Raw genomic sequence first — 14,200 nt, forward strand, 5'->3', positions numbered from 1 at the left:
ATGATCAAACAACGGACTCTTAAAAACACCATTCGCGCGACCGGCATTGGCCTGCATTCAGGTGAAAAGGTGTATCTAACCCTGAAGCCTGCGCCCATCGACGCCGGCATTATTTTTTGCCGTACCGACCTAGACCCTGTGGTCGAAATTCGGGCCCGTGCAGAAAATGTCGGCGAGACCATGCTGTCCACCACATTGATGAAAGACGGCGTACGGGTGTCAACGGTAGAGCACTTACTGTCTGCTATGGCTGGCCTGGGTATTGATAACTGCTTTGTGGAATTGAGCGCTTCTGAAGTGCCGATCATGGATGGCTCGGCAGGGCCTTTCGTGTTTTTGCTGCAGTCTGCCGGTATTGCCGAGCAAGACGCAGCCAAGAAATTTATCCGCATCAAACGTGAAGTATCGATCACAGACGGTGATAAAAGCGCCACCTTTTTGCCATTCAAAGGCTTCAAAGTCAGCTTTGGCATCGACTTTGATCACCCTGCTTTTAAGGGCCGCGCCCAGAACGCCACGGTTGATTTCTCCAGCACTTCGTTTGTGAAAGAAGTCAGTCGGGCCCGCACCTTTGGCTTCATGCGCGATATTGAAAAACTGCGCTCCATGAACCTGGCTCTTGGTGGCAGCGTTGATAATGCCATCGTTGTTGATGATTACAAAATTCTTAACGAAGACGGTTTGCGCTATGACGACGAGTTCGTCAAGCACAAGGTTTTGGACGCGATTGGCGACCTGTATCTGTTGGGCAACAGCCTGATTGGTGAGTTTCGCGGCGTGAAATCCGGCCACGACCTGAATAATCGCCTGCTGCGCCTTCTTATTTCAGAGCAAGACGCGTGGGAAGTTGTCACCTTTGATGACGAAGCCAATGCTCCGATTTCTTACGTCAAACCTGTATTAGCCAGCGCCTGAGGCGCCATCGTCAGTCGCGAACGTGACTGGCGAGCTTTTCCAGAATCTCGCGCAACGCTTTGTCATTTGTGTTTCCGGCTTCTTCTTTGAGGAGCTGGGCGTTTTCTTTACTCAATGGCAGCTTTTTGGCCATCGCCTTGTCCTGAAAACGCGGCGGTACAACCTTTACTTTCAGCTTCCAGACAAAGCGAAATAACTCCAGATTGCGCGCAGCAGCCATAATGTCATGCTGGCGAAAGCGAATCTGGCTGGCTTTAGGCCCGCTGTCTGCTGCCAGAACAAGTTCGCCCTCACGACAGCTCACGAAACGCGTACCTGACTGCAACGACGGCGGCAACTCAGCCAGCAGCGTCTGCTCAGCAAGCCGGTGTTGCTCGGCCCGCGCTACCAGTTTGCGCAAGCCAGCCGGCCCGGAGAAAGGGTCAAAAGTCATTTTCTGTTCATTTTTTGGCTTCATTGCGGCCTGAGTACTCGACTGAGCTGTAAACCATTGGGTACACTTACTTTTCTTTTTCTTTTTTAGGTGAGTGCCCCGACTATTCATAACCAGTGTAACCGCTGGCAGGTGCTTTAAACATCCGTTTGCGATCCACTGCAGTAATCACACATTATGACGACAAACACTGCTTCGGATTCGCTCCCGCCTCCAGTCATCATACTGAATCGCCGTCTTTTACTCGCCTTGCTGATTTTTGCTCTGGTGCTAACAGCCATTGCTAGCTGGGCTGGCTACACGCTGGCAGTGGCGAAAATTGGAGTTGAAACGCCAGTCAGTGCCGAGTTAGTTGTACGCTGGCAGGTACGCTTGCAGGAGCAGAAGGCTGCACTGACCCAGGTTGAAACAGACGTGCAACATCAGGTCGATGTTATGACGTTGCGCCTGGGCGCGATGCAGGGCCGCCTGTTGCGGCTGGACGTTTTGGGGCAACGATTTGTCGAAAGTGGACTGGTGAACAACGAAGAGTTTGATTTTAGCGCTCCGGCGCCAGTGGGCGGCCCCAAAGTGCTATTGCCGCCAGAGTCTTACAGCGTGCCGAGCCTAAGCGAGATGATTGAGCGCTTGGAGCGCCGCTTAGACAATCGCGAGCAGCAGTTGCGTTTGCTGGACAAGCTGGCCTGGCGGCAAAAACTGGATGATGAACGTTTTGTTGAGGGCCGTCCCATTATCTGGGGTTGGCTGTCATCCGAATATGGTTATCGCACGGATCCGTTCAGCGGCAAACGCACTTGGCATGGCGGCGTCGATTTGGCAGGCAAAGATGGCAGTGACATTGTCGCGGTGGCCGCGGGCGTTGTTACTTGGGCTGGCAAGCGTCATGGCTATGGCAACTTGGTGGAAATCGCCCATGGCGATGGTCTGGTTACCCGCTATGCCCATGCCAAAGCCGTGAGTGTAAAAATCGGTGACTTGGTCCAGAAAGCCCAGGTGGTGGCGCTGATGGGCAGTACCGGCAGGTCTACCGGGCCCCACGTGCATTTTGAAGTACTGAAACATGGCCGCACGACAGATCCGGTGAAGTACATGGCGCGGGCCAGCCATTAGAAAATCCTGTAACGCACATGTGATAGGCAGCGCCGAATTGTCGGCTGGCGTTGTTGTCACCGGCTGTGGCTTTTGCCCCGCCGCTAAATAAAGGTAGAATGCCGGCTTCCTCCGTTTAATCAAAGAAGCATTGGTCTATGTTCACAAAGCTTGCAACGAAAGTATTCGGTAGTAAGAACGCCAGGGAAGTCAAGCGAATGCGCAAGATTGCCGTGCGTATTAATGAACTTGAAGAGCAATTTGGCAGCCTGACCGACAGCGAGTTGCAGGGAAAAACCACAGAGTTCCGTGAGCGCCTGCAAAAAGGCGAAAGTCTAGACGAGCTAATGCCCGAGGCGTTTGCTTGCGTGCGCGAAGCCAGTGGCAGAGTGATGGGCATGCGCCACTACGACGTGCAGTTTGTAGGTGCTGTAACCCTGCATGAAGGCCGCATAGCTGAAATGAAGACCGGTGAGGGTAAAACCCTGATGTCCACCGCGTCGGCTTATTTGAACGCTTTGTCTGGTAAAGGCGTCCACGTGATCACTGTGAACGATTATCTAGCCCGCCGCGATGCGGACTGGATGGGCAAGCTGTATAACTTTGTGGGTCTGCAAGTGGGCGTTGTAAACGCCGGCCAGCCGAGCGAAGAAAAGCGCGCGGCTTATCAGGCTGATATCACCTACGGCACCAACAACGAATTCGGTTTTGACTATCTGCGCGACAACATGGCGTTCAGTACCGCAGACAAAGTTCAGCGTGGTCTTCATTTCGCTATTGTTGACGAAGTCGACTCCATTCTGATCGACGAAGCCCGTACACCGCTGATTATCTCGGGCGCCGCCGAAGACAGCTCGAAGATGTATCAGGCGATTAACATTCTGATTCCGAGTCTGGACAAAGGCGAAGTGCCAGAGGAAGGCGATCCTACCGGCGATTTCACTATTGACGAAAAAACCCGTCAAGTAGAACTGACCGAGCGCGGCCACGAAAAAGTGGAGCAGTTGCTGCTAGAGCGGGAACTGCTTAAAGCGGGTGAAAACCTGTATTCCGCCGTCAACCTTAGCCTTCTGCATCACGTGCACTCCGGATTGCGGGCCCATAACCTGTTCCAGAAAAACGTGGATTACATCGTGCAAGGTGAGCAGGTTGTCATCGTTGACGAGCATACCGGTCGTACCATGCCGGGCCGGCGCTGGAGTGAAGGTCTGCATCAGGCGATTGAAGCCAAAGAAGGCGTGAAAATTCATGCGGAAAGCCAGACTCTGGCGTCCACTACTTTTCAGAACTACTTTCGGCTGTACGAAAAACTGTCAGGCATGACGGGTACCGCAGACACCGAAGCGTTTGAATTTCGCCAGATTTACGGCCTGGATGTGGTGGTCATTCCGCCCAACAAACCGATCATGCGAACCGATTACAACGATTTGGTGTACCTGACGGAAGAAGAAAAATTCCACGCCATTATCGATGAAATCAAAGACGTTACGGCCGAGGGTCGACCCATCCTGGTGGGCACTGCGTCCATCGAGGCGTCCGAGCGCTTGGCGAACCTGCTGAAGAAAACCCAGATTGATCACAAAATTCTGAACGCCAAACAGCACGAATCTGAAGCCCAGATTATTGCCCAGGCGGGCCGCCCTGGCGCCGTTACCATTGCCACCAACATGGCTGGGCGGGGTACCGATATCGTGCTCGGTGGTAACTGGGAATATGAGTTGGCAGGACACGATAGCCCGACTGACGAACAGAGCGCGGTGCTGAGAGATGCGTGGACTGAGCGCCACAACAGCGTGTTGGAAGCTGGCGGCTTGCACATTATTGGCACCGAGCGTCATGAAAGCCGCCGCATTGACAACCAATTACGGGGTCGTGCCGGCCGTCAGGGCGACCCGGGTTCATCTCGTTTCTTCTTGTCGCTAGAAGACAACCTTATGCGAATATTTGCCCCGGATAAGGTCAAGAGTCTGATGCAGGCCATGGGCATGAAAAACGGCGAGGCGATTGAGCACCGCATGGTCACCAACGCCATTGAAAAATCCCAACGCAAGGTCGAAGGCCGAAACTTTGACATGCGCAAAACGTTGCTGGAATACGACGACGTTGCCAACGACCAGCGTTCGGTCATTTACGATCAGCGTAACGAGGTAATGGGCTCGGACGATGTGTCGGAGATAGTGAAAACCATTCGCGCTGACGTAGTAGACACCCTGGTGAGTGCTCACATTCCACCGCAGAGCATGCCGGAGCAATGGAATGTTGCCGGTTTGGAGGCCCAGCTGCAGACGGAAATGGGCGTTGATCTTCCGGTTCAGAAGTGGCTGGATGAAGACAGCAAACTCTATGAAGACAATTTACGCCAGAAAATTCTGGAGCTGATTGTGATTGCTTACGACGCCAAAGAGGCAGTGGTCGGCGCGGAACCCATGCGTAAGTTTGAAAAACAGGTGTTTTTGCAGGTATTGGATACCTTGTGGAAAGAGCATCTGTCGAATATGGACCACCTGCGCCGCGGTATTCACCTGCGTGGTTACGCCCAGAAAAACCCGAAGCAGGAGTTCAAGCGCGAAGCCTTCAACCTGTTCGAAAGTATGCTGGAAGCCATGAAGGGCGATGTTATTCGGGTGTTGTGCCACGTTAAAGTGCAAAGCCAGGAAGAGCTGGAAGAAATTGAGCTCCAGCGTAAACAGGCATTAGCGAATGAACTGGCACGTGCTCGTCTGCGCCACGACGAAACCAGCGCGACATCTCAGGCCGGCGCCGGTGGCGACGATAGTTCACGCCAGGCCATGCCGGAAACCTTTGTTCGTAACGAGCCAAAAGTGGGCCGTAATGAGCCTTGTCCTTGCGGGTCTGGTAAGAAGTTCAAGCAGTGCTGTGGCAAAATTAGTTAAACAGCACTGTCATTGAAAGCTATTTTCAACCCGCAGTCTGGTTCATTCAGGCTGCGGGTTTTTGCGTTTTGAACGCCTGCGGGCAGTCTTTGTTCATTATTTGTCAGGAGAATTACCATGGCCGTAGGTCCAGGAACCTTACCCGAGTTTTTTCCCATCACAGGCGTAGAACTGGGCATTGCCAGTGCCGGTATGAAAAAGCCTGGCCGCAAAGATATCGTATTATTTTCCTTGGCTGAGGGCACGCAGGTAGCCGGAATTTTCACCCGCAACCAGTTCTGTGCGGCACCGGTTACGCTTAGTCGCAAGCATCTTGCTGCCGCTATGCCGCGCTATCTGCTCATTAATACCGGTAACGCCAACGCGGGCACTGGTGAACGCGGTCTGGCCGACGCAGCAGTCTGCTGCGAGGCTCTTGCCGCTGCTGCCGGCGTTGACGGGCAACAGGTGTTGCCATTTTCTACCGGTGTGATCGGTGAGCCCCTGCCAGTCGCCAAAATTGTTGCAGCGCTGCCCGATGCACTGGCGGATACTCGCGTAGATCGCTGGGCAGAAGCGGCCAACGGCATTATGACCACCGACACTCGTCCCAAGGGGGCATCGGTGCAAGTGGATTTGGGCGGTCATACAGTGTGTATTTCCGGCATCAGCAAGGGTGCGGGCATGATTCGCCCCAACATGGCCACCATGCTGGGGTTCATTGCTACCGACGCCCGTATCGCGCCGGATGTTTTGCAATCCCTGGCCTCTGAGCTGGGTGAACAGTCCTTCAATCGCATTACCATCGACGGTGACACCTCCACCAATGACGCTTGCATGCTGATGGCCAGCGGTTGTTACGGCGGTCCGGAAATAACCGCTGACAGTCCGCTATTGGCGCCTCTGAAAGACGCTCTGCGCCAAGTGTATATGGATCTGGCCCACGCGATTGTGCGCGATGGTGAAGGAGCAACCAAGTTTGTAACCATTGAGGTGAACCACGCAGTGACAGTCAATGAAGCTCTGGATGTGGCCTACACGGTCGCTCATTCGCCGCTGGTTAAAACTGCGCTGTTTGCATCAGATCCCAACTGGGGTCGCATTCTGGCCGCCGTTGGCCGCGCTGGTGTCGAAGGTCTTGACTTAAACGCCCTGGAAATTTATCTGGGAGATGTGTGTCTGGTAAGCAATGGCGGTCGGGCAGACGACTACTCGGAGGAACGCGGGAAGGCAGTGATGAACCAGGAAGAAATTACCATCCGCATTGACCTCAAGCGAGGCGCCGTGAGTGAAACCGTCTGGACCTGCGACTTCTCCCACGATTATGTCACCATCAACGCCGACTACCGCAGCTGATGCCTGTAATTAAGAAGATGTCTAAGCGACTGTCTGCGATAGCACCTGAAAAGGTACCTGAGAAGGCGTCAGGCGTCTTACGTGAAGTACACGTCGCCGTCGGTGTGATCATTCGCGATGGGCGGGTACTGATTGCCCGCAGGCTGGAACACACCCATCAGGGCGGATTATTGGAGTTTCCTGGCGGTAAAGTGGAGCCGGGTGAAACTGTGCAGCAGGCGTTGGTGCGTGAGATTGCCGAAGAAACCGGATTAAAGTTGATCGAATCCGCTTTGCAGCCCGTAATTGGTGTGCGACATGATTATGGCGATAAGCGTGTTTTTCTGGATGTTTGGTCGACCGACATAGCCGCGGGCGAGGCTCACGGTCGCGAAGGTCAGCCGATCCAGTGGCTATTGCCGCGGGATTTGCGCGACGCGGATTTCCCCGCAGCGAATCGCCCAATTATCCGCGCTCTTCAACTGCCTTCGCAGTTAGCGTTAACGGGCCGCGACGTAGCAGATGATGAATGTGGCCTGAAACGTTTGCAAATAGCGCTGCAGGTTAGCCAGCCGCCTCTGATCGTGTTGCGGGCCCCAGCTTTGGCCGAGCAGGCGATAGCTTACAATCGCTTGGCGCAGGGTGCTCTGGCGCTATGTCAGAGTAATAGCAGCGAGCTTATGTTGCACGGTGTGCCCGAGTTGATGGACCGCCATCCCCAAGCTGCTGGCGTGCATTTGCCTTGGCGCCACGCCAGCCAATGCCAGCAGCGGCCGGTGGCTGAATGCTACAAGTTAGGGGTTTCCTGCCATAACGCAGAGCAATTGGCCCACGCTGCGGCCATTCGTGCCGACTATGCGATCTTGGGTCATGTGTTGGCTACGTCTAGTCACCCCAATGAGGTGCCTCTGGGCTGGAACGCGTTCAGCCAACTGGTGTCAGCGGCACGACTACCTGTGTATGGCATTGGCGGCTTATCGCCAGCCGATCTGCCACAGGCCCGCCAATGCGGCGCACAAGGCATCGCTGGCATTGGCTTCTGGTGGGCATAAGTCGGCGTTTTACAGCGCAGGGCAGCGCCACATTTGTTATGATGTAACACATTTTTACATCGTAGATGTGTATTGAACTAATACCGTCGAAGGTGTTTATCCGACGATGATGCTAACGGGAGAAGCTGTGAGCAAACTGACGCACCTGAATGACAAAGGCGAAGCACGCATGGTCGACGTTACCGCTAAAGTGGTCACTGAGCGCGAAGCTCGCGCCGAGGCCACGATCAGTATGTCGGCCAAAACTCTGGCGATGATTGTGGATGGCCAACACCCGAAGGGTGACGTCTTGGCGGTGGCTCGTATTGCCGGCATTATGGCGGCCAAGCGTACTCATGATCTGATCCCCCTGTGCCATGCCTTAAACCTGACCTCGGTGAAGGTAGAGTTAGAACCCGGTGCAGACGGCATGTCGGTCCACATTCGCACCTTGTGCAAGCTGTCTGGTCAGACCGGCGTAGAAATGGAAGCGCTAACGGCAGCCAGTATCGCCGCGTTGACCGTTTACGACATGTGCAAAGCAGTCGACAAAGCCATGGTTGTAAGCAAACTGCGCTTGGTGGAAAAAAAAGGCGGCCGTAGTGGCCACTGGCAGGCCAGCACCTAATCCATTAGAAACAATGTACCTGCCGCAGGCAGGCTGCTCCATCTAAGATCATAAGATCGAACCACGAGGAATTACAGTGGCTGTTCGTTACATTGAGACTTGCCGGTTGCCGACCCCATTTGGGGTTTTTGAAATGCACGGTTTTGAAGAGTCGGACACCGGCAAAGAGCACGTCGCGCTGACGCTGGGTGATCTGGCTGGCGACGAACCCATGTTAGTCCGTACCCATTCTGAGTGCCTGACCGGTGACGCTCTTTACAGCATGCGCTGTGACTGTGGTTATCAATTGGAAGAAGCCTTGCGCAGCATCGCTCGTGAAGGTCGCGGTATTTTGATGTATTTGCGCCAAGAAGGCCGCGGCATTGGCTTGCTCAACAAGATTCGTGCCTACAACCTTCAGGACCATGGTGCCGACACGGTCGAAGCCAATGAACGTCTGGGTTTTGCAGCGGATCTTCGTGACTACAGCATGTGCAAAGATATGTTGGAACACTTGGGTATAAAGCGCTTGCGGTTGATGACTAACAACCCGCGTAAAGTAAAAGCGTTGTCGTCATACGGCATTGAGGTTGTGGAAAGAGTCGAGCTGCAAGTCGGGAGAAATCCCCATAATGAGCATTATCTGGACACGAAACAGAGCAAACTCGGCCATTTTCTGGCGATTCATCAAGACGATGACCCCCAGCTCTGAGCCTCTTAGCGCAGCAGGCAGCGTTCATGTCTTGCCTGCTCAGTCTCCACCTCATGCCAGAGCCAGACCATTGTCAGAAAGACTGCGCGGCTTTGCCCGGCCGGCTAACCAACCGTTGCACGCGGCCAGTTATGCTGCGCTCGATCGTCGCGGCATCCAGACCACATTCCTCTAACAGCTGATCGCGGCTGCCATGGTCGACGAATTTGTCAGGCAGCCCCAGTTGCAGCACCGGCATGATGATTTCTTCCTGATTCAACCATTCGCAAACCGCACTGCCGGCGCCCCCGGCGATGGCATTTTCTTCCAGAGTCACCAGCAAATCGTGCTGCTCTGCCAACTGGCGTATCAGGTCTTCATCCAGCGGTTTTACAAAGCGCATATCGGCCACTGTGGCGTCCAGCGCCTGTGCGGCTTGCAGGGCTCGCGGCAAAAGGGTGCCAAAATTTAGGATGGCGATACGGCCGCTTGCGCTCTTGCGCTCGCGCACAACCCGGCCTTTACCCATGGGCAGTGTGTGCAGCAGTGGGTCAATCTCGACTCCGCTGCCGCTGCCGCGGGGATAGCGCACCGCCGCCGGGCCTTCATGTACCAGCCCGGTGTGCAGTAACTGTCGGGTTTCGTTTTCGTCTGACGGTGTCATCAACACCATATTAGGGATGCAACGCAGATAACTGATGTCGAAGGCTCCGGCATGAGTTGGGCCGTCTTCGCCTACCAGGCCGGCGCGGTCAATGGCAAACAGTACGTCCAGATTCTGAATGGCTACATCGTGTATAAGCTGATCGTAACCACGCTGTAAGAAGGTAGAGTAGATGGCCACCACCGGTTTGGCACCATCACAGGCCATGCCAGCGGCCAAAGTAACAGCGTGCTGCTCGGCAATGGCAACGTCAAAATAACGCTCGGGAAAACGCTCGGCAAAGGCCAAAAGATCAGAGCCCTCGCACATGGCGGGGGTTATGCCCATTACCCGCTCATCCGCGGCTGCGGCATCACACAGCCATTGGCCAAACACGTTGGCGTATTTGGGCGCGGCCGGGCCAGCTTTAACCGGCGTCGGATTGGCGCTGGACGCAGTAGTGGCGGCCAGGGGTTCTATCTTGTTGATAGCGTGATAGCCAATTGGGTCGGCTTCTGCGGGAGCAAAACCTTTGCCTTTGGTGGTGACAATGTGCAAAAACTGCGGACCGCTGAGCTCGCGGATGTTCTCCAGGGTTTCTACCAGTAATGGCAGGTCGTGGCCGTCAATGGGGCCAATGTAATTGAAACCCAATTCTTCGAACAGGGTGCCAGGGGCAATCATGCCTTTGAAGTGTTCTTCGGTTTTTTTTGCCAGTTCGCGCAGGCCCGGAGCTATCTCAAGCACTTTTTTACTGCTGTCGCGCATTTGGTGATAAGTGCGACTGGACAACAGCTTGGCAAAATAATTGGACAGGCCACCTACGTTGCGGGAAATCGACATGTCATTGTCGTTCAGAATCACCAACATATCGGCCTTCAAATGGCCGGCGTGATTCAGCGCTTCAAATGCCATGCCGGCGGTCATGGCGCCATCACCAATCACCGCGATGCTTTTGCGCTTCAGCCCTTGCTGATTGGACGCAATGGCCATACCCAGGGCGGCGCTGATAGAGGTGCTGGAATGGCCTACACCAAAGGTGTCGTAAGGACTTTCAGTGCGTTTGGGGAACCCCGCTAGGCCGTTTTTGCGGCGAATGCTACCCATCTGTTCGCGGCGTCCTGTCAGAATTTTATGAGGGTAGGCCTGATGGCCCACGTCCCAAACCAGGCGGTCTTCCGGCGTGTTGAACACATAGTGCAGGGCAACCGTTAGCTCCAGTACGCCCAGACCAGCGCCAAAGTGGCCGCCTGTCGTGCCCACCGACCACAATAGAAACGACCGCAGCTCTCGTGCTACCTGAGTTAACTGATCGGCAGGTAACTGGCGAATGTCTGCCGGTGAGCCAATACGGTCCAGCATGGGGGTGTTTGGTCGCTGTAAGGGGATTTCCCTGAAAATCATTGTGTCCTGCATCTGCTCGGTTCTTTTTTGCATAATCGACAAGGGTGGTAGCTGTATACGCTGTATCGTCTAGTTGTATCAGCGCCGAGCCATGTCGTTTACCAAGTGTTTATCCCGCAGTGTGCGCCTCGTAGCGGGAGCGACTCAATGCCCGGAATGTTACGCGGGCGTTTGCTTAGTGGCTACGAGCCACTATGTAATCTGCCATGGCGTGTAGGGCGTCGGCCTGAATGCCAAGCCCTTTCAGGCTGTCGTGAGCCTCGGCTAGCAACCTTGCCAAGTGTTCGCGCGCGCCTTGTGGCCCCAATAGTGCGGGGTAGGTGGGTTTGCCACGGGCGATATCAGAGCCTTGGGTTTTGCCAATCACCTCGGTATCGCCTTCTATGTCCAGCAAATCGTCCTGCACCTGAAACGCCAGTCCCAGCGCGCGGGCGTAACGAGCCAGGGCGTCTAGCAACGCGGCGTCTTTTACGCCACCGGCCAGGGCGCCAAGGTGTACGCTGGCTTCAATCAAAGCGCCGGTCTTATGGCGGTGCATATTCTCTAGCTGCTCCAGAGTCAGGGTTCTTGCCACAGACTCCAGATCAATAGCCTGTCCGCCGACCATACCGTTTGCCCCGCAGGCGTTCGCCAAGGCTTTTATCATAGCCAGTTTGACTTCAGCGCTTAACCGCGGCGCTGTGGCCAGTACCCGAAACGCCTCTGCCTGCAGAGCGTCGCCAGCAAGTATGGCCGAAGACTCGTCGAATGCGATGTGCGCGGTGGCGCGGCCGCGGCGCAGATCATCGTCGTCCATGGCTGGTAAGTCGTCGTGCATCAGCGAGTACGCGTGAATCATCTCCAGAGCACAAGCCGGTGCCAGAGCTATCTGACGCTGACCGCCAACGGCTTCGGCCGCGGCTAGGCAGAGCGCTGGGCGAATGCGCTTGCCACCGCCCAGCAAACCATAGCGCATGGTGTCCTGCAGGCGCTGGGATGCGCCGGCTTGATCCATATAATTGGCTAGTTTCTGGTCAATCTCAGCGCGGCAGTGATGCAAAAAATCACTGGCTGGCAAGCGGGTAGCGATGTTCACGAATCGCTGCTCTGATCGCTCTGTCCGCTTTGTTCAAGGAACGGTCGGGTTTCCAGGCTGCCATCGCCGCTCTGCATCAGTACTTCTACCCGCTGCTCTGCACTTTTCAGGGCTTGCTGGCAATTACGGGTGAGGCCGACGCCACGTTCGAAGGTAGTCAACGATTGCTCCAGTGTTAACTCGCCGTGTTCCAGGTCACGCACCAGCTGCTCCAGCTCTTCCAAGGATTTTTCAAAGCCTCCCAGCGAGGTTGCTTTTGTCGCGGCAGCCGCGGTGTCTTTTTTACCAGCCATAAAAGCCTCCGCTGTGATTGAATCAAATTATGCCGCCAGACGGGGGCACTAGGTGCATTTCCGGCGGATTATAACAGAGCTTACGGGCTACTGCTGCCAGCACAGTTGTCGACATTCACCGGGTTTGCCTTCAGGTTGCCATGTTTGCTCGGTAACCCGTATTTCGCCACTGGCGGCCACGGTCACCACCGTGGTTACGCGGGTGCCGTAATGCTTGCCAATAATGAACGTCGGTGACAACACCCGCTCAGTCGCCAAGTTCACACCGGTGCGGGGCAACAAACAATCCGGGGCTGGAGTAGAGTCTTTTAAGTGATTGATAAGTGCCTGGTGCAAAGGCTCACTGTCTTCACCGGCTGCGACTACGGTGCTGGTGACATGTTGGCGCAGACGCAACAGCTTAGGCCAGGGCGTTTGCAGCAGATGATTGCTGACGCCATAGCTGCCGCGGTGCAGACTGCGCCCTGGGTGAGCGTCGCGGTTGCTGAAATACCAGCCGCTCGGGCCGCTCGCGCGTTCCTGGCCGGCATCGAGTGTCACCAGATTAAAACCGGAATAGCGGCTGGCGTTGTCGGCCAAGTGCTTGCGCAAGGATTGGGCCGATTGTTGTAAAGTGCGAAGAGGCAAATCACCTCGGCTGATAACGCCGGCTTCCGGGCTGCCTTCGCGCACATTGGTGACCGCGCTAACAACACCGCTGGCGCTGATGGCTAGCCAGGTACCTCCGGCCTGTAAATCCCGGCCTGCCAGAACCGGCTTTGAGACCAGCGCACTGCTTGCATCCGTCCACCAGTCCATAGCGGCCGTAGGCCGGTTGAAGAATTCATCCCGGTTAGCAGCAACCACCAGCGGATAGTGCCGGTTCTGGTCCAGAGTAAACGCAATCAAACACATATCCGCGCTATTTCCTTAACGATGTGAATTCAGAGGGTGGGCACAATGGAGCCTTGTTTTCACAAGGTGTATCATACCCAACCATAAATGTAACGGCGGTGTGCGCTGCAATGTCTTTTGTCATGCTTTTTTCGCTGTACCTCGCTTTGGGAGCGCTGGCAGGCACCTTAGCTGGCCTGTTTGGCATTGGTGGTGGCCTGGTTATTGTGCCGGTACTGATCTTCAGCTTCGGTGCCCAGAGCTTCAGCCCCGATATCGCCGCCCACATGGCAGTCGGGACCTCGCTGGCCACCATGGTGTTTACGTCGTTAAGTTCGATACGCTCACATCATGTTCACGGCGCAATTCGTTGGGATATTTTTCGGGCAATGACCACAGGTATCGTATTTGGCGCTTTAATTGGCGCTTGGACCGCCTCGCTGCTTAGCGGGCCAGCGCTAGAAATGATTATTGCCGTATTTGTGATCGTGATGGCGATAAAAATGTTGCTTGGTTTCAATCCCAAGCCAGGTCGATCGGTGCCAGGTAATAAAGGGCTGGGTGTGGCGGGCGCTGTGATTGGCTGGGTCTCGGCCATCTTTGGCATTGGTGGCGGTACACTAACTGTGCCCTACCTAAGTCGCTGTAACATTAAAATGCAGCATGCCGTCGGTATCTCAGCAGCCTGCGGTCTGCCCATTGCGCTAGCCGGAGCTTTGGGCAACCTGTGGACTGGCTGGGGTGACCCGGAACTACCACCGCACAGCCTTGGCTTTATTTATTTGCCGGCGTTGTTCGGGGTCATACTAACCAGCGTGATATTCGCCCGTGTGGGTGCCAATCTGGCGCACCGCCTCAACGCCGTCCTATTGAAACGAATCTTCGCTATTATGCTGGTGCTGATTGGCCTCCGTTTTCTACTGAGTTAAGGGATAATA

13 protein-coding genes are annotated in these 14,200 nt (G+C 55.1%); 8 read left to right on the forward strand and 5 right to left on the reverse strand.

The features are described from left to right. Nucleotides 1-915, forward strand: a complete 915-nt coding sequence (gene lpxC / locus ABA45_RS04085; protein WP_014870078.1) for a UDP-3-O-acyl-N-acetylglucosamine deacetylase — start codon at nucleotides 1-3, stop codon at nucleotides 913-915. Between the two features lie 10 nt (nucleotides 916-925). Here the strand turns inward: lpxC and ABA45_RS04090 are convergent, their stop codons facing one another. Then, complete coding sequence (locus ABA45_RS04090) at nucleotides 926-1,372, reverse strand: DciA family protein (RefSeq protein WP_048384425.1); 447 nt, start codon at nucleotides 1,370-1,372, stop codon at nucleotides 926-928. A 153-nt stretch (nucleotides 1,373-1,525) separates the two neighbouring features. On the opposite strand from ABA45_RS04090, the gene ABA45_RS04095 reads away from it, so the two are divergent. From ABA45_RS04095 to ribA, 6 genes are all read left to right on the forward strand, one after another. Beyond that, nucleotides 1,526-2,458 carry a M23 family metallopeptidase gene (locus ABA45_RS04095; RefSeq protein ID WP_048384426.1) on the forward strand — a complete coding sequence of 311 codons (933 nt, stop codon included), beginning with the start codon at nucleotides 1,526-1,528 and terminating at the stop codon, nucleotides 2,456-2,458. A gap of 137 nt (nucleotides 2,459-2,595) precedes the next feature. Further along, on the forward strand, nucleotides 2,596-5,331 hold the full coding sequence (secA, locus tag ABA45_RS04100; RefSeq protein ID WP_048384427.1) for a preprotein translocase subunit SecA: 2,736 nt from the start codon (nucleotides 2,596-2,598) through the stop codon (nucleotides 5,329-5,331). A gap of 117 nt (nucleotides 5,332-5,448) precedes the next feature. Next, nucleotides 5,449-6,666, forward strand: coding sequence for a bifunctional glutamate N-acetyltransferase/amino-acid acetyltransferase ArgJ (gene argJ / locus ABA45_RS04105; protein ID WP_048384428.1), 1,218 nt, complete (start codon nucleotides 5,449-5,451; stop codon nucleotides 6,664-6,666). A gap of 17 nt (nucleotides 6,667-6,683) precedes the next feature. Beyond that, entirely contained in the window at nucleotides 6,684-7,697 is a 1,014-nt protein-coding gene (locus tag ABA45_RS04110) for a Nudix family hydrolase (RefSeq protein WP_048388659.1), read from the forward strand. Nucleotides 7,698-7,803: 106 nt separating this feature from the next. Next, nucleotides 7,804-8,304: a cyclic pyranopterin monophosphate synthase MoaC gene (moaC, locus tag ABA45_RS04115; RefSeq protein ID WP_319803524.1), complete on the forward strand. Its 501-nt coding sequence runs from the start codon at nucleotides 7,804-7,806 to the stop codon at nucleotides 8,302-8,304. 76 nt (nucleotides 8,305-8,380) lie between these two features. Further along, nucleotides 8,381-8,995, forward strand: a complete 615-nt coding sequence (ribA, locus tag ABA45_RS04120) for a GTP cyclohydrolase II (RefSeq protein ID WP_048384429.1) — start codon at nucleotides 8,381-8,383, stop codon at nucleotides 8,993-8,995. Between the two features lie 73 nt (nucleotides 8,996-9,068). On the opposite strand, the gene dxs is transcribed toward ribA, so the two are convergent. The 4 genes from dxs to ABA45_RS04140 all read right to left on the reverse strand — a co-directional run bounded on the left by dxs (nucleotide 9,069) and on the right by ABA45_RS04140 (nucleotide 13,283). Next, a complete protein-coding gene (gene dxs / locus ABA45_RS04125) occupies nucleotides 9,069-11,033 on the reverse strand; it encodes a 1-deoxy-D-xylulose-5-phosphate synthase (protein ID WP_048384430.1) in 1,965 nt (654 codons plus the stop codon). A gap of 163 nt (nucleotides 11,034-11,196) precedes the next feature. Beyond that, entirely contained in the window at nucleotides 11,197-12,096 is a 900-nt protein-coding gene (locus tag ABA45_RS04130; protein ID WP_048384431.1) for a polyprenyl synthetase family protein, read from the reverse strand. Further along, on the reverse strand, nucleotides 12,093-12,389 hold the full coding sequence (locus ABA45_RS04135) for an exodeoxyribonuclease VII small subunit (RefSeq protein ID WP_048384432.1): 297 nt from the start codon (nucleotides 12,387-12,389) through the stop codon (nucleotides 12,093-12,095). Before ABA45_RS04135 ends, ABA45_RS04130 begins: the two co-directional genes overlap by 4 nt. An 87-nt stretch (nucleotides 12,390-12,476) precedes the next feature. Beyond that, on the reverse strand, nucleotides 12,477-13,283 hold the full coding sequence (locus ABA45_RS04140) for an NRDE family protein (protein ID WP_048384433.1): 807 nt from the start codon (nucleotides 13,281-13,283) through the stop codon (nucleotides 12,477-12,479). A 122-nt stretch (nucleotides 13,284-13,405) separates the two neighbouring features. Between ABA45_RS04140 and ABA45_RS04145 the strand changes: the two genes are divergently transcribed. Continuing rightward, nucleotides 13,406-14,191 carry a sulfite exporter TauE/SafE family protein gene (locus ABA45_RS04145; RefSeq protein ID WP_227506190.1) on the forward strand — a complete coding sequence of 262 codons (786 nt, stop codon included), beginning with the start codon at nucleotides 13,406-13,408 and terminating at the stop codon, nucleotides 14,189-14,191. Nucleotides 14,192-14,200 lie beyond the last annotated feature (9 nt).

The organism is Marinobacter psychrophilus (genome assembly GCF_001043175.1).
GTDB lineage: Bacteria > Pseudomonadota > Gammaproteobacteria > Pseudomonadales > Oleiphilaceae > Marinobacter > Marinobacter psychrophilus.

Excerpts from the sequence above, each read along its gene's own strand:
- lpxC (WP_014870078.1), top strand. The coding sequence starts at position 1 with ATGATCAAACAACGGACTCTTAAAAACACCATTCGCGCGACCGGCATT.
- ABA45_RS04090 (WP_048384425.1), bottom strand. The coding sequence starts at position 1,372 with ATGAAGCCAAAAAATGAACAGAAAATGACTTTTGACCCTTTCTCCGGG.
- ABA45_RS04095 (WP_048384426.1), top strand. The coding sequence starts at position 1,526 with ATGACGACAAACACTGCTTCGGATTCGCTCCCGCCTCCAGTCATCATA.
- secA (WP_048384427.1), top strand. The coding sequence starts at position 2,596 with ATGTTCACAAAGCTTGCAACGAAAGTATTCGGTAGTAAGAACGCCAGG.
- argJ (WP_048384428.1), top strand. The coding sequence starts at position 5,449 with ATGGCCGTAGGTCCAGGAACCTTACCCGAGTTTTTTCCCATCACAGGC.
- ABA45_RS04110 (WP_048388659.1), top strand. The coding sequence starts at position 6,684 with ATGTCTAAGCGACTGTCTGCGATAGCACCTGAAAAGGTACCTGAGAAG.
- moaC (WP_319803524.1), top strand. The coding sequence starts at position 7,804 with ATGATGCTAACGGGAGAAGCTGTGAGCAAACTGACGCACCTGAATGAC.
- dxs (WP_048384430.1), bottom strand. The coding sequence starts at position 11,033 with ATGCAGGACACAATGATTTTCAGGGAAATCCCCTTACAGCGACCAAAC.
- ABA45_RS04135 (WP_048384432.1), bottom strand. The coding sequence starts at position 12,389 with ATGGCTGGTAAAAAAGACACCGCGGCTGCCGCGACAAAAGCAACCTCG.
- ABA45_RS04140 (WP_048384433.1), bottom strand. The coding sequence starts at position 13,283 with ATGTGTTTGATTGCGTTTACTCTGGACCAGAACCGGCACTATCCGCTG.
- ABA45_RS04145 (WP_227506190.1), top strand. The coding sequence starts at position 13,406 with ATGCTTTTTTCGCTGTACCTCGCTTTGGGAGCGCTGGCAGGCACCTTA.